At 60.9% G+C, this 24,580-nt stretch carries 23 protein-coding genes and 1 pseudogene; 16 read left to right on the forward strand and 8 right to left on the reverse strand.

Annotated features, from left to right (window positions below):
* Window positions 1–146: 146 nt before the first annotated feature.
* A pseudogene (gene istB / locus FEZ61_RS23640) lies at window positions 147–722 on the forward strand (IS21-like element ISPst3 family helper ATPase IstB); the annotation flags it as partial.
* Between the two features lie 171 nt (window positions 723–893).
* Here istB and FEZ61_RS23645 read toward each other — a convergent pair.
* Window positions 894–1,565, reverse strand: coding sequence for a ParM/StbA family protein (locus FEZ61_RS23645; RefSeq protein WP_242455229.1), 672 nt, complete (start codon window positions 1,563–1,565; stop codon window positions 894–896).
* Between the two features lie 1,215 nt (window positions 1,566–2,780).
* Here FEZ61_RS23645 and mobI point away from each other — a divergent pair.
* The 6 genes from mobI (at window position 2,781) to FEZ61_RS23675 (ending at window position 9,878) form a co-directional block, all read left to right on the forward strand.
* Complete coding sequence (gene mobI, locus FEZ61_RS23650) at window positions 2,781–3,254, forward strand: conjugative transfer protein MobI(A/C) (RefSeq protein WP_017642837.1); 474 nt, start codon at window positions 2,781–2,783, stop codon at window positions 3,252–3,254.
* Between the two features lie 57 nt (window positions 3,255–3,311).
* Window positions 3,312–3,635 (forward strand): hypothetical protein, encoded by a 324-nt coding sequence (locus FEZ61_RS23655; protein ID WP_026084055.1) that lies wholly within the window; start codon window positions 3,312–3,314, stop codon window positions 3,633–3,635.
* A 675-nt stretch (window positions 3,636–4,310) separates the two neighbouring features.
* A complete protein-coding gene (locus tag FEZ61_RS23660; RefSeq protein WP_017642839.1) occupies window positions 4,311–4,754 on the forward strand; it encodes a hypothetical protein in 444 nt (147 codons plus the stop codon).
* On the forward strand, window positions 4,747–5,379 hold the full coding sequence (gene imuA / locus FEZ61_RS23665; RefSeq protein ID WP_017642840.1) for a translesion DNA synthesis-associated protein ImuA: 633 nt from the start codon (window positions 4,747–4,749) through the stop codon (window positions 5,377–5,379). Before FEZ61_RS23660 ends, imuA begins: the two co-directional genes overlap by 8 nt.
* A 12-nt stretch (window positions 5,380–5,391) precedes the next feature.
* Window positions 5,392–6,807: a DNA polymerase Y family protein gene (locus FEZ61_RS23670; protein ID WP_173150578.1), complete on the forward strand. Its 1,416-nt coding sequence runs from the start codon at window positions 5,392–5,394 to the stop codon at window positions 6,805–6,807.
* On the forward strand, window positions 6,804–9,878 hold the full coding sequence (locus FEZ61_RS23675; RefSeq protein WP_068383176.1) for an error-prone DNA polymerase: 3,075 nt from the start codon (window positions 6,804–6,806) through the stop codon (window positions 9,876–9,878). The genes FEZ61_RS23670 and FEZ61_RS23675 overlap by 4 nt, the downstream gene beginning before the upstream one ends.
* Window positions 9,879–10,071: 193 nt before the next feature.
* Here FEZ61_RS23675 and FEZ61_RS23680 read toward each other — a convergent pair whose 3' ends face one another.
* The 3 genes from FEZ61_RS23680 to FEZ61_RS23690 all read right to left on the reverse strand — a co-directional run bounded on the left by FEZ61_RS23680 (window position 10,072) and on the right by FEZ61_RS23690 (window position 11,568).
* The gene (locus FEZ61_RS23680; RefSeq protein WP_007162496.1) at window positions 10,072–10,521 is read right to left on the reverse strand and encodes a hypothetical protein; all 450 of its coding nucleotides are present in this window, start codon (window positions 10,519–10,521) and stop codon (window positions 10,072–10,074) included.
* 126 nt (window positions 10,522–10,647) lie between these two features.
* Window positions 10,648–10,914 (reverse strand): hypothetical protein, encoded by a 267-nt coding sequence (locus FEZ61_RS23685; protein ID WP_007162497.1) that lies wholly within the window; start codon window positions 10,912–10,914, stop codon window positions 10,648–10,650.
* 171 nt (window positions 10,915–11,085) lie between these two features.
* The gene (locus tag FEZ61_RS23690; RefSeq protein WP_007162498.1) at window positions 11,086–11,568 is read right to left on the reverse strand and encodes a hypothetical protein; all 483 of its coding nucleotides are present in this window, start codon (window positions 11,566–11,568) and stop codon (window positions 11,086–11,088) included.
* Between the two features lie 121 nt (window positions 11,569–11,689).
* Between FEZ61_RS23690 and FEZ61_RS23695 the strand changes: the two genes are divergently transcribed.
* Together FEZ61_RS23695 and FEZ61_RS23700 are read left to right on the forward strand one after the other, a co-directional pair.
* The gene (locus tag FEZ61_RS23695) at window positions 11,690–12,325 is read left to right on the forward strand and encodes a hypothetical protein (RefSeq protein WP_007162499.1); all 636 of its coding nucleotides are present in this window, start codon (window positions 11,690–11,692) and stop codon (window positions 12,323–12,325) included.
* Between the two features lie 262 nt (window positions 12,326–12,587).
* The gene (locus FEZ61_RS23700; RefSeq protein ID WP_237709576.1) at window positions 12,588–13,226 is read left to right on the forward strand and encodes a thermonuclease family protein; all 639 of its coding nucleotides are present in this window, start codon (window positions 12,588–12,590) and stop codon (window positions 13,224–13,226) included.
* A gap of 7 nt (window positions 13,227–13,233) precedes the next feature.
* Here the strand turns inward: FEZ61_RS23700 and FEZ61_RS23705 are convergent, their stop codons facing one another.
* Together FEZ61_RS23705 and FEZ61_RS23710 are read right to left on the reverse strand one after the other, a co-directional pair.
* On the reverse strand, window positions 13,234–13,785 hold the full coding sequence (locus FEZ61_RS23705) for a hypothetical protein (RefSeq protein WP_007162501.1): 552 nt from the start codon (window positions 13,783–13,785) through the stop codon (window positions 13,234–13,236).
* Window positions 13,786–13,796: 11 nt separating this feature from the next.
* Window positions 13,797–14,030, reverse strand: a complete 234-nt coding sequence (locus FEZ61_RS23710) for a hypothetical protein (RefSeq protein WP_007162502.1) — start codon at window positions 14,028–14,030, stop codon at window positions 13,797–13,799.
* Between the two features lie 376 nt (window positions 14,031–14,406).
* On the opposite strand from FEZ61_RS23710, the gene FEZ61_RS23715 reads away from it, so the two are divergent.
* The 6 genes from FEZ61_RS23715 (at window position 14,407) to FEZ61_RS23740 (ending at window position 19,577) form a co-directional block, all read left to right on the forward strand.
* Window positions 14,407–15,807 (forward strand): ISNCY family transposase, encoded by a 1,401-nt coding sequence (locus FEZ61_RS23715; RefSeq protein WP_007162503.1) that lies wholly within the window; start codon window positions 14,407–14,409, stop codon window positions 15,805–15,807.
* Between the two features lie 367 nt (window positions 15,808–16,174).
* Entirely contained in the window at window positions 16,175–16,525 is a 351-nt protein-coding gene (locus FEZ61_RS23720; RefSeq protein WP_007162504.1) for a metalloregulator ArsR/SmtB family transcription factor, read from the forward strand.
* Between the two features lie 19 nt (window positions 16,526–16,544).
* Window positions 16,545–17,834: an arsenic transporter gene (locus tag FEZ61_RS23725; protein WP_007162505.1), complete on the forward strand. Its 1,290-nt coding sequence runs from the start codon at window positions 16,545–16,547 to the stop codon at window positions 17,832–17,834.
* Window positions 17,835–17,844: 10 nt separating this feature from the next.
* Window positions 17,845–18,315 carry an arsenate reductase ArsC gene (locus FEZ61_RS23730; RefSeq protein WP_007162506.1) on the forward strand — a complete coding sequence of 157 codons (471 nt, stop codon included), beginning with the start codon at window positions 17,845–17,847 and terminating at the stop codon, window positions 18,313–18,315.
* On the forward strand, window positions 18,315–19,049 hold the full coding sequence (arsH, locus tag FEZ61_RS23735) for an arsenical resistance protein ArsH (RefSeq protein WP_007162507.1): 735 nt from the start codon (window positions 18,315–18,317) through the stop codon (window positions 19,047–19,049). Before FEZ61_RS23730 ends, arsH begins: the two co-directional genes overlap by 1 nt.
* Before the next feature lie 276 nt (window positions 19,050–19,325).
* On the forward strand, window positions 19,326–19,577 hold the full coding sequence (locus tag FEZ61_RS23740; protein ID WP_231893101.1) for a helix-turn-helix domain-containing protein: 252 nt from the start codon (window positions 19,326–19,328) through the stop codon (window positions 19,575–19,577).
* 265 nt (window positions 19,578–19,842) lie between these two features.
* Here the strand turns inward: FEZ61_RS23740 and cadR are convergent, their stop codons facing one another.
* Window positions 19,843–20,280, reverse strand: a complete 438-nt coding sequence (gene cadR / locus FEZ61_RS23745) for a Cd(II)/Pb(II)-responsive transcriptional regulator (protein ID WP_064309074.1) — start codon at window positions 20,278–20,280, stop codon at window positions 19,843–19,845.
* Window positions 20,281–20,362: 82 nt separating this feature from the next.
* Here cadR and FEZ61_RS23750 point away from each other — a divergent pair, with 82 nt between their 5' ends.
* Complete coding sequence (locus FEZ61_RS23750; protein ID WP_026084056.1) at window positions 20,363–22,777, forward strand: heavy metal translocating P-type ATPase; 2,415 nt, start codon at window positions 20,363–20,365, stop codon at window positions 22,775–22,777.
* Between the two features lie 372 nt (window positions 22,778–23,149).
* On the opposite strand, the gene FEZ61_RS23755 is transcribed toward FEZ61_RS23750, so the two are convergent.
* Window positions 23,150–24,577, reverse strand: coding sequence for a heavy metal sensor histidine kinase (locus FEZ61_RS23755; protein WP_169887035.1), 1,428 nt, complete (start codon window positions 24,575–24,577; stop codon window positions 23,150–23,152).
* Window positions 24,578–24,580 lie beyond the last annotated feature (3 nt).

Genomic DNA, 24,580 nt, shown 5'->3' on the forward strand with positions numbered 1-24,580 from the left:
GCTGGAACTGGCCTGAGCCAGGCCACCGGTCGCGTATCGCGACCGGCCGAAGGATGTTCTGCGAGTGCGTCACCCGGCACTCGGATGCCAGGAGTTGTGCTTGTCACTGCCTGGCTTGGCTCAGATGTGTGTTTTTAGAGGTGCCCTCTAGCGCCGACGCACGCCTGATCAGCGAGCTGGCCAGCCTGGCCTTTACCGACACCGCGCAGAACGTGGTGCTGATCGGTGGGCCAGGCACCGGTAAAACCCACCTAGCCACCGCGCTGGCCGTGTCCGGCATCACCCGGCATGGCAAGCGCGTGCGCTTCTACTCCACGGTCGATCTGGTCAATCTGCTGGAGCGCGAAAAACACGACGGCAAAGCCGGGCGGATCGCCCAGGCACTGCTGCGCATGGATCTGGTCATCCTCGACGAACTGGGTTATCTGCCGTTCAGCCAGGCTGGCGGTGCGTTGCTGTTTCACCTGCTGTCCAAGCTGTACGAACACACCAGCGTGGTGATCACCACCAACCTGAGCTTCGCCGAATGGTCGAGCGTGTTCGGCGACGCCAAGATGACCACCGCCCTGCTGGATCGGCTGACCCACCACTGCCACATCGTCGAAACCGGTAACGAGTCCTATCGCCTGCAACACAGTAGCTTGGCGGCCCAGGCCAAGATCAAATCACGGGAGCGAAAGCGTAAGGGCGGCCAGGAACCGGAGGACGATGAGCCGTTCTGATTTCATGGTGACGACGGCCTGCTGCATGGCTGCATGTGGCAGGTCTTCAACAGCTGAACTGGGACAGCGAGGGAGTGGGTTCAAAAGCAGCTGCGCTGGTAGACTTATCCACAGTTGCTGGTAACAAAATCAGCAATCCGCCCTGGGTCAAATTTCAATCGGCAGGGTGGGTCAATTTTCCATCAGCGCCAACACGCTCATTGCCTCCATGGACGAATCGCTGGAATCGCGAACGATATCCCCACGGCGGAAGACCACCCAATCAACCGAGAAGAACCCTGGGTCCAGGACCAGGATTACGCCCTCATCGAGGTCGTCCGGGCTTTCGTAGGTGCTGTAGATATAGTTGAGGGTCCCAACCGGCTGCGGCAACACAGTGACCTTCTGGACAGTGATCTCACGCTGCGGCGCTACCTGATGAACACCCGTCAGTTGTGCGGTCAGCCGCTCGACCAGCTGCGAATTGCGCATCTGGCTGACCGGAAGGCCGGTGATGAGGTGGTCGATCTCCGTTCGACCGTCCCGGCACGCGTCGCTGATCGACGCGTTGAACAGCGCTCGGTAGCTCTTCGAGGCGGGATAGTCTGCATGCAATTCCCGCGTGACCCCGGCTCGGCCGGCGCTTAGAAACGCCGCCCAGGGTTCGCCATCGAGAGTGACATAGTGCTCCCCCTCCTTGAGTACCGCGTTGCCGTTGAGGCTTCCTAACGGCGCTGCCTGAGCAGGGGAGATGAATTGGCGTGGCGAGGCCTCGTCGGCATAGCCTTCGACCCGCTTGACGTTGGAGTAACCGATATCGAGGCCCACTACGTACGGAGCGGCGTTCTGGGATTTCTTACTCATGCATGCACTCGCTTGAAAGGGTTCGCAACGCGTCACGTCCCGCAATGGTCAGCCAGGCGTCCTGGAGGACGCCTGGCGCAAGCACGCCCTGGCAGGGCATTCGCCAACCCCAAACCGCCGCGCAGGCGTCCTGTAGGACGCCTACTGGTCAATTCGGGAGCACCTCGCTTCGCCCTCCTCTCTGTAGGCGTCCTGCAGGACGCCTACAGAGCACGTTGACCATTGCGGTGGGCAACGAGGCGTCCTACAGGACGCCTCGGACAAGAGTGCCTATTGCTTCTTTCCTTCTTTTCCCAATTCACGCCCTCAGTGGGCGCGAATTCGCTAAAGCCATGCTGATTGGGGTGCTTGAATGGCGGTATGCCCTATTGCAAGACATTCGTATGGGTTGTTTGTAAAGATCGGAGTTAACCAAACCGGACTTTTCCATACTTAATGACTATACAAACGGATGTATTGTTTTTTCACTGGTCTCGGCGTGATATCTCATCCAGCCATACTTAATGACAATACAAACGGATGTATTGGCTTCTTGAAATGTAGCAAAGCAGGTAACAAATCAGCCCTCCGAAGGCCTCTCAAAATGGTAGCTAAACGCAAGAAATTTCAGATCTCCACCGACATTGTCAATAGTATTGCCAATCTCAATGCTTCCCCAAAAAAACAGCTCAGGGCTTTCCGTGGGAAGACTGGAAACGGTCATATTTCCCATACTTATTTACAACCTAAACGGATGTATTGTCTTGCTTCTCCTTATTGACAACCCAAACGGATGTATTGGCTTCGCCGATTCCATCCGCTAGACCAGGACGCTCCCATAGTTATTGACAATACAAACGGTTGTATTGGATTCCAAGAATAAGGCGGGATTGCTAATGGATTCGCCATACTTAATGACAATACAAACGGATGAATGGGTCTCGCGACTTAGTGCTCTTCAAAGTCAGATGTGCGCAGAAACCGCTTAAACCACCGTTCCGCCGATCCGCATGCTGAGTGACATCCGCCGAGTTTTTTACATACTTAATGACAATACAAATGGATGTAGTGTGATTCCTGTGGCCCGAACTCAGCTAAACGAGAAAAACCATATTTAATGACAATCTATACGTCCATATTGGTTCTCGTTAAAAAGCCGCTTTTATGACCCCCTTTTTCCAGTCGTTCGCTAATGACAACCCGAACGTCCTCCTTGTAAATAGATAGGATATGACAATGACCCCTTCAATCGACCCCCAAACCAGCAACGGCCTAATTTCCCGTCTTTATGGGCAGGCTATAACCTCATTGGATGAGGCCCATGAAGCCCTGCGTGATGAGGCTTTGCGGCTAAGGGACGAATACTTCCAAGCGGCCAAAGCCAGAGCCGATGGAAAAATCATCTATCGACTGATCGACGTGCGTGGCAATGGCAAGGGATCTGTGTCGATTGCCTGGTGCAAGGTCTATTTCTTCAACGGCGAGGGGGGGAAGAAAAAGCATGCACGCTCCCCAATCGCTAAGGGGTTGAGCCATTCCTATGCCGCCAGCACAGTCACGTTCGGAATGGAGACGTGGTTCGTCGAACTGTTCCATCTGTATGAGCCCAAGCTGGCCATAATCAGGGAGCAGCTCCTGAACCTTGGCAAGGTGCGAAAGCAATTGCTGATGCAGCAGCGCAAGGTGAACGCCAACCCGCCGGTTGCCTAGTTGCGTTTCCAGAAGTACCGGTACGGTGATCCTTTTCCAGACAGCAAGGACCGGTTTATGAAACGTCCACCAGAAATGGATCACCCCGTCATCGTCGATCGTGTCGACCTGGACATGTGGGCCGACCTCTACTTTCAAGCCTATTGCGGCCAGCCGAACGCGGTGGCGCTATCAGACTTTCTCAAGCAGCCCTACGCCTACCTGCACGAGGCCGGCCTCCTACAGGTAGATCAGCAAGAGCCGGAGTATCCAGTCTTGCTGCCGGTCCGCACGAACATCGCCCGGCAGATCCAGGATGAGTGGGCAGCGGAGCAAGAGACGAAGCTGGCGCGCAGCTCGGCGAGGCGCCATCTCACACTCATACGCGGTTCGATGCGCTGACACCGTGGTCGCCAGGGAGGTAACTGGAAAGGGGCCGGCAGCTTGCTGCCGGTAGCGGGGCCCCGGCGTCTGCCCATGTGAACGGTTCAACTCTGCCGGGCTGTGCGATCGACGACCGGCATCGGGTGTGAATTAACATCCAGTCAGCAGCCGCGAGTGCCATCCTCTCTCTCTCAGAGTTGGGGGAAGACAGATGGCGGTACGGTCCGTAGCGCGAACGACGGTGGGCACTGGCCTCGTGGCGGTGGCATTTGCCATTGTCTGCGAAGGTGCCCGATGGCTTCATGCAGCCAGAAATGGACTGCTACCTGCTGACCTCCCTGCGCCGTTTGATTCGGACCCTGTGATCGCCCTTCTCACCGCAGCCAGTTCCATCGCGACGCTGCTGCCTGGCTGCATACTCATTGCTCGCCACACCGGTTAGCTGAAATCAGGCACCAGCGTGCGATCACCTTCCTGAACGAAAGAATCTTTCGCTTCGTCTTCCCTGCCGTCCGTCGCTGTCAAGCTTGCTGGATCGTTCCTCCCTGATTACTGTCTATTTATACAGTACCCCTAAAGGAGGCCATCCCATGTCCATTTCTCCCCGTATCCCTCGTCTCTGTCACCGCTGTCCCGATCGCTCTGTTGAGTACCAGAAGGTCATGGCTTCAGGGATTGAGCAGGTGGGCCGCTATGGACATGCTTGGTGATGAGCAGGACAGCTTCGAACAGCAGCAGTCCCTGTTCCGTCCCACGGAGCTGACGTACTGCCGTAACCTCGTTGATCTGCTGACTGAAGAACTGGACCAGGTACGTCAGTGCCTGGGGCAAGCCCAACGCGCCAATCGCGTTCTGGTCGCTGAGCGGGATGTCCTGACGGCGGAGGTACAGCGCCACCGACTGCGCTACGTCCAATTCGTCCAAGAGGAAAACCAGCGCCACGTGCCCCGGGGTGACCGGCTCATTCCGGACGACCGCGACGATCCCCTCTCGCGTGCCCAGCGTCATATCCTGCGGCTAGAGTCGATGAACTCCGTCCTGCATGCAGATCTGTTCAAATTGCGTGCGCAGCTGCAGGTCATGCTCACCGAGCGCGGCAGCTCGCCGTCGGCGCCGACGGGGGTGCAGCATGGATAACGCGGCCACCAATGTCGTTGCGCTCGACTCTCTGCTCGACAGTCGCCGTGTGTGGCGCGGGCAAAGTCCGCATGTGGACGACGCCAGCACGCAGCCAACCGGACACTCGGCGCTCGATGCCCAACTGCCGCTCGGCGGGTGGCCTGATGCAGCGCTTACCGAAATCCTGAGCGCTCGACCGGGCCTAGGTGAGCTCACGCTCGTGTGGCCGACATTGGCACGCCTCACTGCCGCCGGCGAACGCGTCGTGCTGATCTCTCCCCCGTATCTGCTCTACCCGCACGCCTGGCTGCAGGCCGGCGTCGACCTCGGCCGGCTGAGCGTCATCCAGGTCCAGGGCAAGGACGTGCTGTGGGCCGCTGAGCAGTGCCTGCGCTCCGGTAGCTGTGGTGCGGTGCTCTGCTGGCCCAGCCGGGCGGACGATCGCGCGCTGCGCCGGCTGCAGGTGGCTGCCGAGACCGGACAGACCCTTGCCTTCGCGTTCCGCCACCAGCGGGAAGCGGTCAACGCGTCACCTGCAGCGCTGCGCCTGGTGCTTGAGGGTTCACCTCAGCAGTTGCGAGTGCTCAAGTGCCGCGGCGGCAATCCACCGGCAACGGCGCTTGCGCATCGGGTCTGGCATTGAGGGACGACTGCCATGAAATGGGCCTGCATTTTTTTCCCCCAGTTCGCGCTGGACGGTGTGCTGCGCAATTGTCCTGACCCGGACGAACCCCTGGTACTGCTCCACGGGCCGATACAACGCCGGATCATCAAGGCGGCGAACCCGGCGGCGTTGGCGCTCGGCCTCCGGCCGGAGATGACCTACACCGCTGCTCAGGCGATCTGCCCGCAGTTTGCGACGGTGGAGTACGACGAAGCGGCGCTACGGCGCCAGCACGAGCTGCTGGCGGCCTGGGCCTATGGGTTCAGCTCGCAGGTGAGCCTGCATTTCGCCGACGCCCTGGTGCTCGAGGTGCAGTCGAGCCTGCCGCTCTTCGGGCCCTGGCCAAGATTTGAAGCGCGCCTGCGCCAGGAGCTCACGGCGCTGGGCTTCGGCCACCGGATCACCCTTGCGCCCAATCCAGCCGCCGCCCGGGTACTGGCCAACGCCGGCGACAGCCTGGCAGTTCGGGATGAAGCAGGCCTTGCCAGCGCTATGCGCACGCTGCCGGTGGCGCTTCTGGGCTTCGAGCCGGAGATCGTCCAGGCCTTGAGTCGCATGGGGCTTCGGCAGCTCAGCCAGGTGTTGGCGCTGCCCCGGGCGCAGCTCGCCCGGCGCTTTCCGCTGAGTCTGCTCAATCACCTCGATCAGATGCTGGGCAGCAAGGTCCTGCCCCTGGAGTTTTTCCTGCCTCCGACCACCTTCAGGCTGCGGATCGAGCTCAACTTCGAAGTCGAGTCGACCCAGGCCCTGCTATTTCCCCTGCGTCGCTTGACCTCGGATCTGGCCACCTACCTCGCCGGCCGGGACATGGGCGCCCAGCGCTTCACCCTGCGGCTGGAGCATAGGGAGGCGCCGACCACGGAGGTGGTGGTTGGCTTACTCGCCCCGGAGCGTGACCCTGCGCTGCTGTTCGAATTTGCCCGGGGGCGCCTGGAGCCCACCCAGGTGGTGGAGCCGGTACTCGCGATCGGCCTGGTCGCTGACGAACTGCCCTCGTTCGTCCCTCAGCACCGCGGCCTCTTCGATGAGCGCCCGCAACAGACGGTGAGCTGGGAGCAGCTGCGCGAGCGGCTGCGTTCTCGCCTTGGCGACGACGCGGTCTATGCGGTGGGCGCGCAGGGCGATCACCGGCCGGAGCGGGCCTGGCGGCGCGACACGCCTTCGCTGGCGCTCCAGGCATTGGGACCAAATCGACGGCCTGGCTGGCTGCTACCGGCGCCGGAGCCCCTGGATGTCGACCAGTCACGGGTCCTGAGCGGGCCTGAGCGTATCGAGAGCGGTTGGTGGGACGGCGAGGATGCCCGTCGGGACTACTACGTGCTCGAGCTCGCCGACGGGCGTACGGCCTGGGCCTTCCAGTCTCCGGCGGAAGGGTCAGGCTGGTGGGTGCAGGGGTGGTTCGCGTGACACCCGGCTATGCGGAGCTGCACTGCCTGTCGAACTTCAGCTTCCAGCGCGGTGCTTCCAGCGTCGATCAGCTATTCGAGCGTGCCAGGGTCATGGGCTATGAGGCGTTGGCCATCACCGACGAGTGCACTCTCGCCGGCATAGTGCGCGCCTGGCAGGCATCGGAGAAGCATGGCGTCCGGCTGATCGTGGGCGCGGAGTTCCAGGTCGCCCAGGGCCCCAAGCTCGTGCTGCTGGTGGAAGACCTGCGGGGCTACCAGCAGCTGTGCCGGCTGATCACCCTGGCCCGTCGGCGCGCGGACAAGGGCAGCTACCGGCTGCTGCGCGAGGACCTCGACCAGGTCGCTGGCCTTGTCGCGCTCTGGGTACCGGATCGGCACGCAGAGGCGGAGTCGGTGCGCTGGTTGCTGCAGGTTTTCCCCGGCCGGCTGTGGATTGCCGCCGAGCTCCACTTCGATCAAGACGACCAGGTACGGCTGCAGCAGCTGCAGGGGCTGGGTGCGGCCTTGGGCGTAGGGCTGGTGGCTACCGGTGACGTGCACATGCACTGCCGCGGGCGCCGGGCCCTGCAGGACACGATCACCGCCATCCGTCATCACGTCCAGGTGGCGGAAGCCGGCCAGCTGCTCTTCCCGAATGGCGAGCGCCACCTACGGACCCGTGAGGCCTTGGCGCGGTGCTATCCGCCCGAGCTGCTGGAGGAGACCCTACGTATTGCAGAGCGCTGCACCTTCAGCCTGGCGGAGCTCCGTTACCAATACCCTAGTGAGGTGGTACCGGAAGGACACACCGCCACCAGCTGGTTGCGTGTTCTCACCGAGGAGGGTTGCGCCTGGCGCTGGCCCGAAGGCCTATCGGCTCGACTACGTGCCCAGATCGAAAAGGAGCTGCAGCTGATCGCCGACAAGGCATATGAGAGTTACTTCCTGACGGTGCACGACATCGTCCGCTTCGCCCGGCAGCAGGGGATCCTTTGCCAGGGGCGCGGCTCGGCCGCCAACTCTGCAGTCTGTTTCGCCCTGGGCATCACCGAGCTGGATCCGACCCGGATCAACCTACTGTTCGAGCGCTTCATCAGCCACGAGCGCGATGAGCCACCAGACATCGACGTCGACTTCGAGCATGACCGCCGGGAAGAGGTCATCCAGTACATCTTCCGCCGCTATGGGCGCCAGCGCGCCGCCCTCACCGCGGTGGTATCCACCTACCACGCTGCGGGTGCCGTCCGCGACGTGGCCAAGGCCCTCGGCCTACCCCCAGACCAGATCACCGCGCTGGCGGACTGCTGCGGCCGTTGGACCGACAATCTGCCGCCGCCGGAGCGCCTCCGCGAGTCTGGCTTCGATCCTGATAGCCCCCTCCTTCACCGGATCCTGGTGCTCACCGGCGAGCTAATCGGTTTCCCGCGGCACCTGTCTCAGCACCCGGGCGGTTTCGTCATCGCCGACCAGACGCTGGATACCCTGGTGCCGGTCGAGAACGCGGCCATGGAAGGACGCACCGTCATCCAGTGGGACAAGGACGATCTCGATGCGATGGGCCTGCTCAAGGTCGACATCCTCGCCCTGGGCATGCTCAGCGCCCTGCGCCGGTGCTTCGACCTGGTGAGGGGCTACCGGGGTAAGGAGCTGACCCTGGCTACCGTGCCTCAAGAGGACAAGCCGACCTACGCGATGATTAGCCGGGCCGATACGCTCGGGGTGTTCCAGATCGAGTCACGTGCCCAGATGGCTATGCTGCCGCGGCTGAAGCCACAGACCTTTTACGACCTGGTGATCGAGGTGGCCATCGTCCGCCCGGGCCCCATCCAGGGTGGCATGGTCCACCCGTACCTGCGCCGGCGGACCGGTCAGGAGGAGATCAGCTACCCGCCGAAACTCGAGCGCGTCTTCGGCCGGACCCTGGGTGTGCCCCTGTTCCAGGAACAGGTGATGGAGCTCGCCATCTTGGCCGCCGACTACACCCCTGGCGAGGCCGATCAGCTGCGCCGCAGCATGGCGGCGTGGAAGCGCCATGGCGGGCTGGAGCCGCACCGGGAGCGACTCACCTCGCGCATGCTCATTAACGGCTACACGGCCGAGTACGCCGCGGACATTTTCCGGCAGATCGAGGGGTTCGGCAGCTACGGCTTTCCCGAATCCCATGCGGCCAGCTTCGCCCTGCTGACCTACGCCAGCTGCTGGCTCAAATGTCACGAACCGGCCGCCTTCGCCGCGGCGCTGATCAACTCCTACCCCATGGGCTTCTACAGCCCCGACCAGATCCTGCAGGACGCCCGGCGCCATCGGTTGCAGACCCTGCCGGTAGACGTGACCTGCAGCGACTGGGATTGCAGTCTCGAGCCAGTCGCCGATAGCTCGCAGCCGGCTATCCGGATGGGATTGCGAATGGTGCGAGGCCTGGCCGAGAAAGCCGGGCGCGCCGTTGAGCAGGCCCGCCGGCACCGGCCATTCCGCGATGTTACCGATCTGTGCCTACGTGCAGGCCTTGATGCTAAGGCCCGGGAGTGCCTGGCGGATGCGGGAGCCTTGAAGGGCCTCGCAGGGCACCGATTCCAGGCGCGCTGGGCCATGGCCGCGATCGAGCCGCAGCTGCCCCTATTCGCCGAGGGCGCTGTGGTTGAGGAGGAGATCCAGGAGCTGGTTGCGCCAACCGTGGGTGAGGACCTCTATTCGGACTATGCCTCCCTAGGCACCACCCTGGGGCCGCACCCTCTCACCCTGCTGCGGCCGGAGCTGTCGGCCCGGCGGCTGATGAGCTCGCAGGAGCTGAAGGAGCGGCGCCACGGCCAGCCGGCCCGGGTCGCTGGCCTAGTAGTCGGCCGACAGCGGCCGGGTACCGCCAGCGGCGTGACCTTCGTGACACTGGAGGATGAGTTTGGGATGGTGAACGTGGTGGTGTGGCGCACCCTGGCGGAGCGCCAGCGGCGGGAGCTGGTGGCGTCACAGCTGCTGCGAGTGGATGGAACGGTAGAGACGCGCGATGGCGTGCTGCACATTGTGGCCGGCCGCTTGGAGGACATCAGCGAGCTGCTGCAGGGTCTCGATACGCGAAGCCGGGATTTTCATTGACCGCATCTTCGAGAGGGCAGCTCTCGAATTGGCTGAATGCGCGAGTGACGTGGAGCCATAGGCGATGCTTCAAGATCGGAAGTATACCGCCTGGGATACTTCCGCTATACCGACTGGCGCGGGGTGTCTCCAGGGCATGCGAATCTTGCTTGCCCTAGTGGACTGCCAGACGTGAAGCCTTGCTACTGAAGGCCTATAGGGTCTCGCCCGACCATCGCCATTCACGTGGCGCTTCCGCCTCCCCGTAGTTAGCGGCGAGCACGTCTGCGAGGTGAGACGGGGTGCAGGGCGTGTCGTACGTTGGCGCAGCCATCCAGCGCTCCAAGGCACTCTGCAGTTCGGCAAATTCATCGGCGCCGATGCCGTCGAAATCCTCAGGCCGGAAGATGTTGCCGTCGACGGCCGTTGGGGTGAGGTCTGCGGACAGGAACATCGCCAGAGTACCATTCAACGGCGCAACGAACAGAGACTCGCTGTCGACTTTGGCAATGGTGCCGGCCGGCGCCGCAGCGAGGATCGGCGCCACCTGGTTCCAAACCACAAGCAGCTGCTGGAAGGCCGGGTCTTCGGCTCTGGAGTAATAGCGGTGGACGCACAGCTGTAGCGGCAGAGCCGGAGTCGAGGAGGTGTTGGGGGTCTGCATGGGGAAGCTCCGTCAGCATCGTTGAGTGATGCTGACCAACGTCCCATAGGTCTTCAGATACGCAAGCCGCGAGGGGCTAAGCAGCAGGCTCACCGGGGTAGCCTGACTCGCCTACTGCGACCGCTTTCAGATCCCGTCGAATCCCGCGATCCCGGATCTGAAGGGCTTCCACTCTTCCTCCGGCGCGCCGAGCTTGCAGATAGCCACAGTGACCTTCTGGCCAATGGCCGGGTCCGGCGGTTTGACGGCGAGGTGGCGGTAGGGGGTGTAGTCGGGTACCCACATACTGGAGCTCTGGCTCCGGTGGTATTCCCAGATACCGTACCCATTGACGGTACTCACCGAGCGCTCGAGGTTGATTACTCGACCACTTTCAAGATGGATCACCAGCATTGCGCACGCCTCACGAATTGAGGCGTGATGATACCGCGCGGTGCAGGGATGGCCGGCAGCAGGTCGTCAGGTGACGTAGGGTACGACTACAGATTACGGCTCGCCGGGCGTTGGTGTACCGCACCGCCCGGCGCTGGCCGGAATCTGTAACGCAGCAGGCGTGGCAGACGACTACAGATTCTGGCCGGCGGGACAGACGTAGGAAATGAACTCGCCTCCTATCCACTCCTTACCCATCTCGCCCGGTACCAGCGGGATGCCCAGCGTATCGAAAACCGGCCGAGCACCGACACATTCCTGGACGTACAGGACGGTGTACGCATAGCCCTTGGCATCTGCAATCTCCGCCAGCTCATTGATGGACACAAAGTGGTCCGACGGGAACGAGTAGTCGAGGCAGGACCAGCCATGGCCATCGATCTTTCGCGGCCGGGCGTCTGGGGCAGCAAAGCGCTTGAAGGCGGTGGCCAAGGTATCGTCCCGGGCAACCCTGTCCTTGAAATCGAGGTAGCACAGGAGCGAACAATTCCCGTACCAGAGCGCCTTAATCTGGAAGCCCTGGCGCCAGTTGACCCAGCCTATCCGGCTGGTGATCTGCGGGCTCCACTTCGGAAGTTGTTCCACCGCGGCTTTGAGCTGTTCAACCGGTACCATGTTCGGGTCTCCATCAGGTGATGGCCTACCCTCTCACCCATCCAGAAAACGCAAGGCCTGCCGTGGTCCGCCTGGTGCCATGCCGCTAGACTGGCTGGCGCTGCAAATGCTGTGAGTTGCGATGAAGATCTGGACGGATGAGATGATTGCCCTGCTCGGCACCGAGAGCGATACCGCCCTGGGCGACCGGTGGGGTATGTCGCGCATGACCGTGGCGCGCAAGCGGCAGACGCTGGCCATCGCGCCCTACGACCTGAAGCAGGGCGGCTTCCAGCGCGAGACGCTGTTCCGGTGGAGCCCGGAGAACCTCGCCCTCCTTGGAAAGGAACCCGATGCGACCGTAGCCAGGCGGCTCGGCATCAGCCGGCGCGCGGTCTACCTGATGCGCCTGCGCCAGGGCCTGGCCCCGGCGAAGCGGGCGCCGCGGGTGTACAGTCTGCCCCCGGCGGCCGTGCCGCTCTTGGGCAAGTTGCGAGACGCCGAGCTCGCTCACCGGTTCGGGATTCCTGACGATCTGGTGTACCGCGAACGCAAACGGCGCGACATTCCAAAGCTGCAGGATGAAAAGCCGCTGAGCGAGGCGCTACTGGCTGATCTGGGCACCGATAGCGATCGAGCGATCGGCCTGAGGCACGGGGTCCACTACAGCAAGGTGAGGCAGCTGCGCCTGAAGCGCCAGATCCCCGCGTATAAGCGCCCCAACCGCAAGAAGATGGCCGCCGGCGGTACCGCCACTGACGGTGGCCACCGCCGCTAGCCCGCCGCCGCTTATAGCCACCTTTCGCTCCTCTGTCCGCTTCTGCCCCGCATAGACCCTGCTAGTCATCCGCACCGCCGCTACACTCCCGCGTCGGCGTCGCTGGCAGTACGGAAACGCGGCAGCGCCCGCCCGGTGATACCGGACCTCCCCTCTTAAAACGGATCTGAGACCTCATATGCTTCGGCAGCTAGCAGTAGCCCTTGCGTTAACCCTCCCTACACTCTCCTTCGCCGAAACGATCGACTGCCGCGTGGTGGGCGTGCACGACGGCGACACCCTGACGTGCCTCACCACCGCCAAGCAACAGATCAAGGTCCGGCTTGCGGAAATCGACACCCCGGAGAGCAAACAGCCCTACGGCAACCGCGCCCAGCAATCCTTGGCAGCCATGGTCTTTTCGAAGGCTGTCCGCCTGGACGTCCAGGACACTGACCGATACGGCCGGCGGGTGGCCCGCGTGTACCAGGGCAATACGGACGTGAATGCCGAGCAGGTGCGCCAGGGTGCCGCGTGGGTCTATCGCCAATACCTGAAGGATCGATCGCTGCTGGACCTGGAAGCACAGGCCAAGGCGCAGAAGCGTGGCCTGTGGGCGCTACCGGAGGCGGAGCGGGTACCGCCGTGGGAGTGGCGCCACGCCGCGCGTGATCAGCGTCAAGACGCGCAAGCTGGAGAGGGCGAGCCGCCGGCGGCAGTACCGCCGAAGCGACCCACGTCCTTTTCTCAGTTTGGCGGATCGGAGGGCGCCATCGCCGCGGGATCCTTCAGCTGCACACCGCTAAAGGCCTGCAGGCAGATGGCGAGCTGTGCGGAGGCGAAGTACCAGCTGCAGCACTGTGGCAACAGCCGGATCGATGGCGACCACGACGGTGTGCCGTGCGAAGCCATCTGCCGGTAGTTGGTGACTAGCGGGCCCGGATCGGGCCTTCGCCCGGATGCTTCGCGGTATGGGCCGCGATCAGTTGGTCGAGGAGGGCGACGACGTCCGGACGGCTGAGCAGCTCACGCCCCACGACCGCTGCCGGCTTGAACACGCGGCCGGCCTTGCGGGTGTTCCAGTCACCGATCATCACGTGGATGCCCTGCACCTGGCCTACCGGGGGAAGCATGCCCCAGGTCTTGGTGTGGCTGGCATAGTTCAGCAGGGCGCCCGCGAGCTCTTCGTGCAGCGCCAGGCGAGCCGCGTGATCCTTGGCCGCCTCGTAGTTGGTCAAGGCGTATTGCAGCACGTCCCACGCTTGGATGCCCTTGGGCAATGGCAGCCCACCACGCTGACACGCGGCGCGGTAGCCCTCGACCGAGAGCTGTGTGACCAACCGGGCGCCGTGCTCCGGATTCACCGAATAGATCCAGACCGGCACCGTGTTGGTGGGGTTGCCCTGCACCACCGCGTTCCAGTCCGCCTGCTGGGTGGCCGCCTCGAAGCGCTTTCTCTCTGCTTTCTTGATGTCGTCCATTACCAGGCCCCCTACTCGTCCAATCCAGTATCGCCGGCGCCTTTCCACAGCCGCTCTGCGACCTGGCGGATCAGCACGAGATCGTCCTGTGTGCTTGCCGAGTCGGGTAGGTGACCGATGAACGCCAGCTGCGCGACTTCGCGGCAGAAGTCCGGGCGCGAATAACCGGATGCCAGTAGGCCCTGGTAGGAATTTTTTCCGAGCAGCCGCTCGGCCGCGGCGTCGAAGTGTTTCTGTGTTGCCATGTTCCGAATGCCTCGAGAGTTGTGAGAGATCCGTTGCACGCTATCGAGAATTTGAAAAATGCAACTCGGTACCGGCTGCGGCTCGATGCAAGCCGCGCAGGCGCCGGTTGCCACTCCTGGCAGCACAAGTTGGGTTCGCCCTCGGCCAATCCCTGGGGTCTAGCCATCCAGTATCGGGGGTTGTGGCATCCAGGGCCCCCAAAAAAGGCCGCCGGGGCGGCCTCATGTGTAGGGCCTGATTTCACGTAACGGCTACTTATCGGAAGTCGGCGGTGTTACGGCCAAATAGTAATGTCGCGATCCAGCCAGATAGAAATGTCCCGATCACGTATGGCAGCTAGCCTAGCGGCTTTGCAGCCGATGCGGAGCGATCAGGATGTCAGCCTACGAGCGGATCACGATGAGCCTACGCGAAGTCGATCGCCTCAAGGTCATCCAGGCGGTGACCGAGGGTTTCCTTACGCCCACACGCGCTGCCCAGCGCCTGCAGCTGACAACACGGCAGGTTCACCGCCTGGTGCAGCGTTACCGGGACACCGGCGTATCAGGGCTGATCTCTAGAAAGCGCGGCCAGCCCAGCAATCACCAGTTGCGTCCCGGCCTTGAGCGGCGCGCCGTCACCCTGATCCGCACGCATTACCAGGATTTCGGTCCCACGCTTGCTGCCGAGAAACTGGCCGAGTGCCACGGCTTGCGTCTAGCCAAGGAAACGGTTCGGCGCATCATGATGGATGCCGGCTTGTGGACGCCGCGTCGGGCACGACCGCCTAAGGTGTACCAGCCACGTAATCGCCGAGCTTGCCTCGGCGAGCTGATCCAGATTGATGGCAGCGATCATCGCTGGTTCGAGGATCGTGCGCCGGCGTGCACCCTCTTGGTCTACATCGACGACGCCACCAGTCGCCTGATGCACCTGGCGTTCACCCGTAGCGAATCGACCTTCAGCTACTTCCAGGCCACCCGTGCCTATCTGGAACACCATGGCAAGCCTGTCGCCCTCTACAGCGACAAGGCCAGCGTGTTCCGGGTCAATAGCAAGGATGCCCAGGGCGGTGCTGGTCACACGCATTTCGCTCGGGCCATGTTCGAGCTGAACATCGATACTTTCTGCGCCAACTCCAGCCAGGCCAAGGGGCGCGTCGAGCGTGCCCATCTCACCCTGCAGGATCGCCTGGTCAAGGAGCTGCGACTACGAAATCTCAGCACTGTCGAGGCGGCGAACGCCTATCTGCCGTTGTTCATGGCTGATTACAACCGGCGCTTCGCCAAACCGGCCCGCTCTGATTTCGATGCCCACCGCGCAGTACGTGACGACGAGGACCTGACTCTAGTCTTGACGTGGCGAGAGCCGCGTCGAGTGTCGAAAAGCCTAACGCTGCAATACGACAAGCGCCTCTATGTTCTGCACGATACGCCGCAAACCCGAGCATTGGCTGGCCGCTACGTAGAGATCTATCACTACCCGGACGGCCGGATCGAGGTGCGATCGGAAGGCGCTGCCTTGCCTTACGGCATTCTCGATCAGCTGCCTGAGGTCAACCAAGGCGCTATCGTCGAGAACAAACGGCTGGGGCACGTCTTGCAAGTGGCGCAACTGATGCAAGAGCAGCGCGACAATCGGCGCTCTCATTCGGTACCTGGCAATCCAAGGCCTACTAAAGCCCAACGCTCAGAGCCGGCGAAGAAAAAAGCAAAAGAGTTGATGCCAGAGGACCTCCTAGCTGCTCTTCACAAAAGCCCACTACCAAAGCGTAACCGTCATGCGTCAGTCGATTAGCGCTGAGGGCCTGGCCGCCCTGGTTGCAGCCGGGGCCGCTTGGGATGTGCGTGCTAGTCCAGGCCCTGAAGGGCACGGATGGCAGCTACAGGTGCGCTACAGCAAAGAAAGCCGACATTTTCCTCTCCGCTCCCGGCGCGAATTGGTGAGGGTGTTTCGGTCATTGAATGCGCTCAACCGGTACGCGCAAAGTGTTGGAATACGCAGGTATAGGGTGGAGAACTAGGGGACTCGGCTGCCAACCCAGGGAGCGACCGGGGAGACCTGCCTTTGCATTCGCGGTCACTTCGGCCGGATAAGCACCTTCCAAAGGCTCGAATACATCTGTAAATTCGAATATTCGAAATCACAGATATAAAGGCTGCCCATGTACCTTCAGCCGCACACCTTTTTCAAATGCCTCGGTGACGAAACCCGAGCCCGGATCATGCTCATGCTCGCCGCTGAGGGCGAGCTATGCGTTTGCGAATTGATTTGGGCGCTCGACGATAGCCAGCCGAAGGTCTCTCGCCACCTGGCTCAACTCCGCGTCTGCGGTTTGCTGGAGGATCGCCGTCAAGGTCAGTGGATCTATTACCGCATTCATCCCGAGCTGCCTCAATGGGCAATGGAAGTGCTCCAGGCAACGCTCGAGGCGAACCGCTCTTGGCTTGGCGAAGATCAGGGCCGCCTTGCTTCGATGGAAGGTCGTCCGGTACGCCGGGTTTCCTGTTGCTAAGTGACTTCGGAGACCTGACATGCTGTTGGCAATTTCAATTTTTCTCATCACGCTGGTGCTGGTGATCTGGCAACCTCGCGGGCTTGGCGTGGGCTGGAGCGCGTCGGCTGGAGCGATACTCGCCTTGCTGACGGGTGTGGTTATGCTCAGCGACATTCCATTGGTCTGGCACATCGTGTGGAACGCCACCGCGACGTTCATCGCGGTCATCATCATCAGCCTTCTGCTGGATGAGGCGGGCTTTTTCGAGTGGGCTGCACTTCACGTGGCTCGCTGGGGCCAGGGCAGCGGTGCGCGCCTGTTTGTGCTCATGGTGCTCCTCGGGGCAGCCGTCTCAGCGCTATTTGCCAACGATGGCGCAGCCTTGATTCTGACCCCCATCGTCATCGCGATGCTGACTGCGCTGCGCTTCAGTCCGGCAGCAACCCTGGCTTTCGTTATGGCCGCTGGGTTCATTGCCGACACGGCCAGCCTGCCCCTGGTTGTCTCAAACCTGGTGAACATCGTCTCCGCGGATTTCTTCGACATAGGGTTCGCTCGATACGCCTCGATCATGTGGCCGGTGAATCTGGTAAGCGTAGTGGCGACCCTGGGGATGCTCTGGTGGTTCTATCGAAAAGAGGTGCCACCTTCGTATTCACCGGAGGTGCTACGCCGACCAGAGCAGGCGATCAGGGATCGCCCTACGTTTATTGCTGGCTGGTGGGTGCTGTTGCTCCTACTGGTCGGCTTGTTCGCTCTTGAGCCGCTTGGCATTCCTATCAGCGCTGTTGCCGCCGCCTGTGCGTTAGTGCTGCTGATCATTGCAACGAAGGGTCATGTGATCTCGACACGTAAGGTGTTGCTAAATGCGCCCTGGCAGGTCGTGCTGTTCTCACTTGGCATGTACCTAGTGATCTATGGGTTGAAAAATGCCGGGCTGACGGAGGGGCTCAGCTCGTTGCTTGCCACCTTTGCCGATCATGGCCTGTGGGCTGCCACGTTGGGCACCGGCTTCACCGCTGCGCTGCTGTCCTCTGTCATGAACAACATGCCCAGCGTGCTGATCGGCGCTTTGTCGATCCAGGGCAGTGGCGTGACCGGACTGGTGCATGAAGCCATGGTGTACGCCAACGTCATTGGCTGCGACCTGGGCCCGAAGATCACGCCTATTGGCAGTCTGGCAACGCTGCTGTGGTTGCATGTCTTGGCTCAGAAAAACATCCGCATTACCTGGGGTTACTACTTCAAGGTTGGCTGTGTCCTCACCTTTCCCATTCTGCTCACGACGCTGGCAGCCCTTGCCGTGCGTTTGAGCATCACTGCTTAGGAGTCACCTTATGAAGATCCTGTTCATGTGTACGGCCAATAGCTGCCGCAGCGTTCTTTCCGAAGGGTTGTTCAACCAGATGGCGCCGGCCGGCTTTACGGCTATCAGTTCGGGAAGCTTCCCGAGTGGCAAACTCAATCCACGAGCGGTAAGCACTTTGCAAGGCTTGGGCATCGACACGTCGGGCCTGTACAGCAAGGGATCTGAGGTGTTCGCCGACACTCCCCCCGATATCGTCATCACCGTATGTGACAAGGCTGGCGGTGAACCTTGCCCGGTGTATTTTGGCCCAGCCATTAAGAGCCACTGGGGACTATCTGACCCCTCCGATGTAGAAGGCAGCGATGAGGCTATCCAGGCCGCTTTCGACGCAACTGTTGAGCACATCAAAAGGCGATTCGCAGCATTCTTCGCGCTGGATCTAGTAGCGCTTCAGGGCGCGGAGCTGAAGCAGGCGCTGGATCGGATCGGAGCACTGTGATGAGCGATTTAGAGATGGAATCTGCCGAGACCTTGCCGGCCCTCGATTTGTCGCTGCTGGATCTGCCCAGCACAAACAGGTTGGGGCTTTCAGACACCTCTGATACCAAGCCACGAATCCTTCTACTCTATGGGTCGAACAGGGAGCGTTCATTCAGCCGCCTGCTGACGCAAGAGGCCGCACGTCTGCTCCAGCTCATGGGCGCCGAGACCGTGATCTTTGATCCATCCGGGCTACCACTCCCCGATGACGCACCGGTCGACCACCCCAAGGTGCAAGAGCTGCGCGACCTGGTGCTCTGGTCAGAGGGGCAGGTGTGGTGTTCGCCGGAACGTCACGGCGCCATGTCTGCGGTACTCAAGGCGCAAATCGACTGGATTCCCCTGACCCTGGGCGCCGTACGGCCCACGCAGGGCAAGACACTCGCCGTCATGCAGGTTTCCGGTGGCTCTCAGTCGTTCAACACGGTGAACCAGATGCGGATTCTCGGGCGGTGGATGCGCATGCTGACCATCCCGAATCAGTCGTCTGTGCCGAAGGCTTATCTAGAGTTCGACGACGCGGACCGAATGAAGCCTTCCGCGTATTACGACCGTGTGGTCGATGTGATGGAGGAATTGGTGAAGTTTACTTTGCTGGTTCGTGGCCGTGAGGATTACCTCGTTGATCGCTACTCGGAGCGAAAAGAAAGCGCGGACGCTTTATCGGCCAGGGTCAATCAGCGCTCTATCTAGCCCCGAGCGAATGGAATGATCGCTGGGCGCTAACCAAGCTAGCCCAGCGCAACGGCAGAAACTGAGTCCAGGTCTGTTCGACTGACCTCTTGTTTTGACATTTCTACTTGGCCGGCGCAACGACATCTGTACTGAGCCTTGAAACGGCGTGTTACGGCCAAGTAGTAATGTCGCGATCCAGCCAAATAGAAATGTCCCGATCACCTGTGGTCGCTAGCCTACCGGCTTTGCTAGCGATACGGAGCGATCAGGATGTCAGCCCACGAGCGGATCACGATGAGCCTACGCGAAGTAGATCGTCTCAAGGTCATCCAGGCGGTGACCGAGGGTTTTATCACGCCTACCCGCGCTGCCCAGCGGCTGCAGCTGACAACACGGCAGGTTCACTGCCTTGTGCAGCGTTACCGGGACACCGGCGTATCAGGGCTGATCTCCAGAACGCGCGGCCAGCCCAGCAATCACCAGTTGCGTCCCAAAGCGCAACCGTCATGCGTCAGTCGATTAGCGCTGAGGGCCTGGCCGCCCTAGTTGCAGCCGGGGCCGCTTGGGATGTGCGTGCTACTCCAGGCCCTGAGGGGCATGGATGGCAGCTACAGGTACGCTACAGCAAAGAAAGCCGACATTTTCCTCTCCGCTCCCGGCGCGAATTGGTGAGAGTGTTTCGGTCGCTCGACGCGCTCAATAGGTATGCACAGAGCGTTGGGATACGGGGCTTCAGAGTAGAAAGCTGAAATGGGTGCTCATGCTGCTGCTCAGTGTCTCCCTGCAGAGTTCGGATATATCCAATGTGGGCTCAAGGCTCACTAGTCCTAATAGGCCCTGGGGTATGGAAAGAACAATCCGCTAGCCCTTGCAGAATACCGCAGGACTCGATGGGGCGCGCTCCACCGCACCTTTCACGTAAGGCAGTCATGTGCTGCTTTAGCTGCAGTAATGCCACGATCCGCGCCTCCACCTGCTGGAGATGGGAATCCAGCAGCGCGTTGACCTCGCTACAGTCCTGCTTTGGGTTTTCGCGCAGGCCCTGCAGGGCACGAATCTCGGCATGCGTCATGTCCAGCGTGCGGCAGTGCAGAACGAACTGCAATTGCTCAAGGTGTGCCTTGCTGTACAACCGGTAATTCCCGGCGCTACGTGCTGGCTCCGACAACAGCCCTTCCTTCTCGAAGTAGCGGATGGTCACAACTTCGCATCCTGTGAGCCGGGCTAGCTCCCCAATCCTCATGTCCACTTCGGCCGCCTTGAGTGCTTGACTCTATAGTAACTATAGGGATTGTAATGCTCCCCATTCAACGGTGAAAGTGGGGGCTGACATGAGCGATTGCGGATCAAAGGGGTGCGGTTGCAGCTCGGCTGCGTCAGGCCCTCTTCTTACGCCCGAACCGACGGCCAGCGCCCTGGCCGAGGCTAGGGAAGCTCACTACCTTATTCAGAATATGGACTGCCCCACAGAGGAAGCGCTCATTCGGCGCAAGCTGGGGGGCTTGTCCGGCGTTGTCGGCTTGGAATTCAACCTGATGAAGCGCACGCTGATCGTACGGCACAACCTGCCTTCGCTGACCCCATTGGAAGAAGCCTTGTCAGCGGTCGGTATGCAGGCGGTGCGTCAGGGAGACGACCCGAGCACGCAGATTACCCGTCTTGGCATAGCCCAGATGGATTGCCCTACCGAAGAGACCCTGATTCGGAAAAAGCTCACCCTTCTTCCTGGTGTAGTTGATCTGGACTTCAATCTGATGCAGCGCACATTGACTGTGCGTCATACCGCCAGCGCGCTAGCCAAGGTACTCGATGCGATCCAGTCGCTAGGCTTCGAAGCTCAGGAGCTGGACACCCAGAATTATCGCACTCCACCATCAAGGGCCTATAGCGACTCGACGCCGTGGCTGCCGCTCGGCTTCTCTCTTGCTGCTGCAATAGCCGCTGAGGGCATGTACTGGTATCTAGGTGGCAATCATTGGTCGGTCCTGGTACTGGCGTTGATTGCCATCTCCCTGGGTGGGTTGTCCACTTACAAAAAGGGCTGGATAGCGCTTAAGAACCGCAATCTCAACATGAACGCCCTAATGTCGATTGCCGTCACCGGGGCCATGTTGATCGGCCATTGGCCGGAAGCGGCGATGGTGATGGTGTTATTCGCCCTCGCCGAGGTCATTGAGGCCAAATCGCTGGATCGTGCCCGCAATGCCATCCGGGACCTACTCGATCTAGCCCCCGAACAAGCCACGGTGCAGCAGCCTGACGGTACTTGGCTCGATGTGGAGGCCAAGCAGGTCGCTATCGGTAGCCGGGTGCGGGTGCGGCCGGGCGAGCGCATCGCGCTCGATGGTGTGCTGCTAGAGGGCGGCTCCACCGTGAGCCAAGCGCCGATCACTGGGGAAAGCCTTCCCGTTGAAAAGGCCCCCGGCGATCCGGTCTATGCCGGCACTATCAACGAGTCTGGATCCTTCGAATATCGCGTCACGGCGGTGGCCGGCAACTCCACCTTGGCACGCATCATCCAAATGGTGGAAGAGGCGCAAGGCAGCCGCGCTCCAACCCAGCGCTTCGTCGATCAATTCGCCCGCTGGTATACGCCTGCCGTTTTCGTGCTAGCAATTGCCGTGGCGGTACTACCTCCCCTGCTTCTGGGCGCAGCTTGGATGGATTGGCTCTATCGGGCCCTGATTCTGCTGGTGGTGGCCTGCCCCTGCGCCTTGGTCATTTCCACTCCGGTCACCATCGTCAGCGGACTGGCTGCCGCAGCACGCCAAGGCATCCTCATCAAGGGTGGCGTTTATCTGGAGGATGGTCGCAAGCTGCGGTGGCTAGCCTTGGACAAGACCGGCACGCTCACCCACGGCAAACCCGAGCAGACCGACGCTATCTCCTTGAACAGCGCCTTGACCGATAGCAGTCGCAGCATTGCAGCGAGTCTCGCTAGCCGCTCTGACCATCCGGTATCCAAAGCCATCGCGAAAGCCGCCGTTGGCGACGGTGTGGTGCTGCGAGAGGTCGGGGAGTTTGCCGCGCTGCCTGGCCAGGGCGTACGCGGTGTGATCGATGGACAGACCTATCATCTTGGAAACCATCGAATGGTCGACGAATTGAGGGGGTGCTCCTCGGACCTGAAACAGCGCATCACGGCGCTCGAAAGCGAGGGCAAGACCGTGGTGATGCTGGTAGGGGCTGACGATGTACTGGCGATCTTCGCTGTCGCCGACACCATCAAGGACAGCAGCCGCAATGCGATAGCCGAGCTGCATGCGCTGGGTATCCAGACCGTGATCCTGACGGGCGATAATCCACATACCGCCCAAGCGATTGCTGCTCAGGCCGGAATAGATCGCGCCCAAGGTAACCTGCTACCGGCCGACAAGCTGCGCGAAGTCGAACAGCTTGCCCAGTCCAGTAAGGTCGGCATGGTAGGAGACGGTATCAACGATGCCCCGGCATTGGCACGCGCCGACATTGGCTTTGCGATGGGGGCTGCGGGCACCGACACGGCCATCGAGACAGCAGACGTGGCCCTCATGGACGATGATCTGCGCAAGATTCCAACCTTTGTGAAGCTCTCTCGCGCCACCGCTCAGGTGCTCTTGCAAAACATCGTGCTTGCACTTGGCCTAAAAGCCGCTTTTTTGCTGCTGACCTTCACTGGGCAAGCAACCATGTGGATGGCCGTATTCGCCGATATGGGAGCCAGCCTCTTGGTAGTGGGCAACGGGCTAAGGTTGCTGCGCCAATAAGCTGGCATTCCTCGTTGATGACCGGGAGGGTTTGAAAGGTGTCCCACGGCAAATCCTCGCGCCAATCACAACTGCAGTTACTGGGTTACCCAGCCTTCGGGCAGGCCGTAAGGTCTGCTTCAGCACCTCGATCGTTTCGGGCGAGATAAGCAGCTTCATGGGCAGGGGTATGTGTACATTCGTATATGCGTAAAAACGAATAAACAGGTTGCCCGAGTATCCTCGCGCTGCTTGCTGCATTGGAAGACGTTGTAGTTCGTCTGCAGAAAGACGCTGGTCGGGAAGTCCTGCATATGCAGCCCTGTCTATAACAGCTCCGGGTTAGTTATTGACATGTCTACGCTGCCATATCGACCAGCATCGTGCTCACACCTATCTATTGGTGGGGGAACAAAGCGCTTCCGCTTCGCCTTGTTCATCAAAGTTGGTTACGGGCGTAATTGCTGGAGGAAATGTCAGCGTGAAGCGCGTCATTCCATTATGAGATTCGGCCTGCACCAGGCCCCGGTGAGAAATCATAATCGCGCGGACGATCGCCAACCCTAATCCACTGCCGCCTGTAGGTTGATCGCCAGCCCGGTAAAAGCGATTGAAGACATTCGATAACTCATCCGGATCTATGGGAGATCCTTGGTTTATCACAGCTGCCCATCCACCACCTTCCTCTTGCGCGCCAAGCTCTACTATCACAGCCGTTCTTGGATAAGCGTGGCGAATAGCGTTTGATAGCAGGTTCGATAGCGCACGCTGGATCATCAACTTGTCGCCCTCGACTTGAAGCTGTCCTTTGACTACTAGCTCTATTTCGCGCGCTTCGGCATAAGCCTCAAACAGGCTACAGACCTTAAGTGTCTCTTGCTCGACGGCCACTTGGCTCAGTGAGGTTAGCGGTTCGTGGCTGTCCAGACGCGCGAGGAGGAGCATGTCCGCGACAATACGGCTCAAGCGGTCCAGTTCGTCTAGGGAGTCCTCCAAGGCCTTTTGATACGTGGCCTCGTCACGCTTCCGGCTAAGTACCATCTGCGTTCGACCTATGAGGATCCCGAGCGGGGCGCGCAATTCATGGGCAACGTCGTCTGCAAAGCGGTCTAGTTGCTGCACGCCCGTATTGAGGCGCTCCAACATCGTGTTCAGCGCGATGGCTAGATCAGCTACTTCTGCAGGCAGATTGGTGTCATCCACTCGCAATGTCAGCTGCCGGGTAGTAATCGCACGGGCAGTACGGCGGAAGTGGCGTAACGGCGCAAGGCCCTGATAACCCGTCCACCACGCCGCGGCGCCAATCAGCAGTAGCAGAATCGGCAGACTTATCAAGGCTGCACGTAGGAAAGCATCCAACAAAAATCTATCACTGCTGCGGTCCTGGCTGAGCAGTAGCTGTAGTGGAGGCAGCGATGGGATGGTCAGGCTAGTCCGGATAGTTAATAGATCGTGGCCGTCATCAGAATGCCAGGCCAACGTCTGGGCGTCTGGCCAACGGCCCGGCCGTAGCTCATCGGCATAGGCATGGGAGCCAAGCCCATACAGGGGTGTGTCCTCTTCCGCCGAAAGCACGGTGACCGACAGCTCATCGTGGCCGAGCAGAGCGTCAGCTAGTACGTGCTGCCAAGGCGCTTTGGTAGGATTTGCAGGACGCTCTTCCAGGCTGTGCTGGATCTGCCCTAATTTGGCTTGCAGCTGGTCAACAGCACGCTTATCAAGCTCCCGCTCTAGAACGCTGTACACCATAACGACCAAGATGATAGCCAGCAGCAAGCCCACGCTCGTGACGATCATCCCCAGGCGCAGGGCGAGGCTCATGGG

The sequence above is a fragment of the Pseudomonas sp. MS15a(2019) genome (genome assembly GCF_013277805.1).
GTDB lineage: Bacteria > Pseudomonadota > Gammaproteobacteria > Pseudomonadales > Pseudomonadaceae > Chryseomonas > Chryseomonas benzopyrenica.

Excerpts from the sequence above, each read along its gene's own strand:
- FEZ61_RS23645 (WP_242455229.1), bottom strand. The coding sequence starts at position 1,565 with ATGAGTAAGAAATCCCAGAACGCCGCTCCGTACGTAGTGGGCCTCGAT.
- mobI (WP_017642837.1), top strand. The coding sequence starts at position 2,781 with ATGACCCCTTCAATCGACCCCCAAACCAGCAACGGCCTAATTTCCCGT.
- FEZ61_RS23655 (WP_026084055.1), top strand. The coding sequence starts at position 3,312 with ATGAAACGTCCACCAGAAATGGATCACCCCGTCATCGTCGATCGTGTC.
- FEZ61_RS23660 (WP_017642839.1), top strand. The coding sequence starts at position 4,311 with ATGGACATGCTTGGTGATGAGCAGGACAGCTTCGAACAGCAGCAGTCC.
- imuA (WP_017642840.1), top strand. The coding sequence starts at position 4,747 with ATGGATAACGCGGCCACCAATGTCGTTGCGCTCGACTCTCTGCTCGAC.
- FEZ61_RS23670 (WP_173150578.1), top strand. The coding sequence starts at position 5,392 with ATGAAATGGGCCTGCATTTTTTTCCCCCAGTTCGCGCTGGACGGTGTG.
- FEZ61_RS23680 (WP_007162496.1), bottom strand. The coding sequence starts at position 10,521 with ATGCAGACCCCCAACACCTCCTCGACTCCGGCTCTGCCGCTACAGCTG.
- FEZ61_RS23685 (WP_007162497.1), bottom strand. The coding sequence starts at position 10,914 with ATGCTGGTGATCCATCTTGAAAGTGGTCGAGTAATCAACCTCGAGCGC.
- FEZ61_RS23690 (WP_007162498.1), bottom strand. The coding sequence starts at position 11,568 with ATGGTACCGGTTGAACAGCTCAAAGCCGCGGTGGAACAACTTCCGAAG.
- FEZ61_RS23695 (WP_007162499.1), top strand. The coding sequence starts at position 11,690 with ATGAAGATCTGGACGGATGAGATGATTGCCCTGCTCGGCACCGAGAGC.
- FEZ61_RS23705 (WP_007162501.1), bottom strand. The coding sequence starts at position 13,785 with ATGGACGACATCAAGAAAGCAGAGAGAAAGCGCTTCGAGGCGGCCACC.
- FEZ61_RS23710 (WP_007162502.1), bottom strand. The coding sequence starts at position 14,030 with ATGGCAACACAGAAACACTTCGACGCCGCGGCCGAGCGGCTGCTCGGA.
- FEZ61_RS23715 (WP_007162503.1), top strand. The coding sequence starts at position 14,407 with ATGTCAGCCTACGAGCGGATCACGATGAGCCTACGCGAAGTCGATCGC.
- FEZ61_RS23720 (WP_007162504.1), top strand. The coding sequence starts at position 16,175 with ATGTACCTTCAGCCGCACACCTTTTTCAAATGCCTCGGTGACGAAACC.
- FEZ61_RS23725 (WP_007162505.1), top strand. The coding sequence starts at position 16,545 with ATGCTGTTGGCAATTTCAATTTTTCTCATCACGCTGGTGCTGGTGATC.
- FEZ61_RS23730 (WP_007162506.1), top strand. The coding sequence starts at position 17,845 with ATGAAGATCCTGTTCATGTGTACGGCCAATAGCTGCCGCAGCGTTCTT.
- arsH (WP_007162507.1), top strand. The coding sequence starts at position 18,315 with ATGAGCGATTTAGAGATGGAATCTGCCGAGACCTTGCCGGCCCTCGAT.
- FEZ61_RS23740 (WP_231893101.1), top strand. The coding sequence starts at position 19,326 with ATGAGCCTACGCGAAGTAGATCGTCTCAAGGTCATCCAGGCGGTGACC.
- FEZ61_RS23750 (WP_026084056.1), top strand. The coding sequence starts at position 20,363 with ATGAGCGATTGCGGATCAAAGGGGTGCGGTTGCAGCTCGGCTGCGTCA.
- FEZ61_RS23755 (WP_169887035.1), bottom strand. The coding sequence starts at position 24,577 with ATGAGCCTCGCCCTGCGCCTGGGGATGATCGTCACGAGCGTGGGCTTG.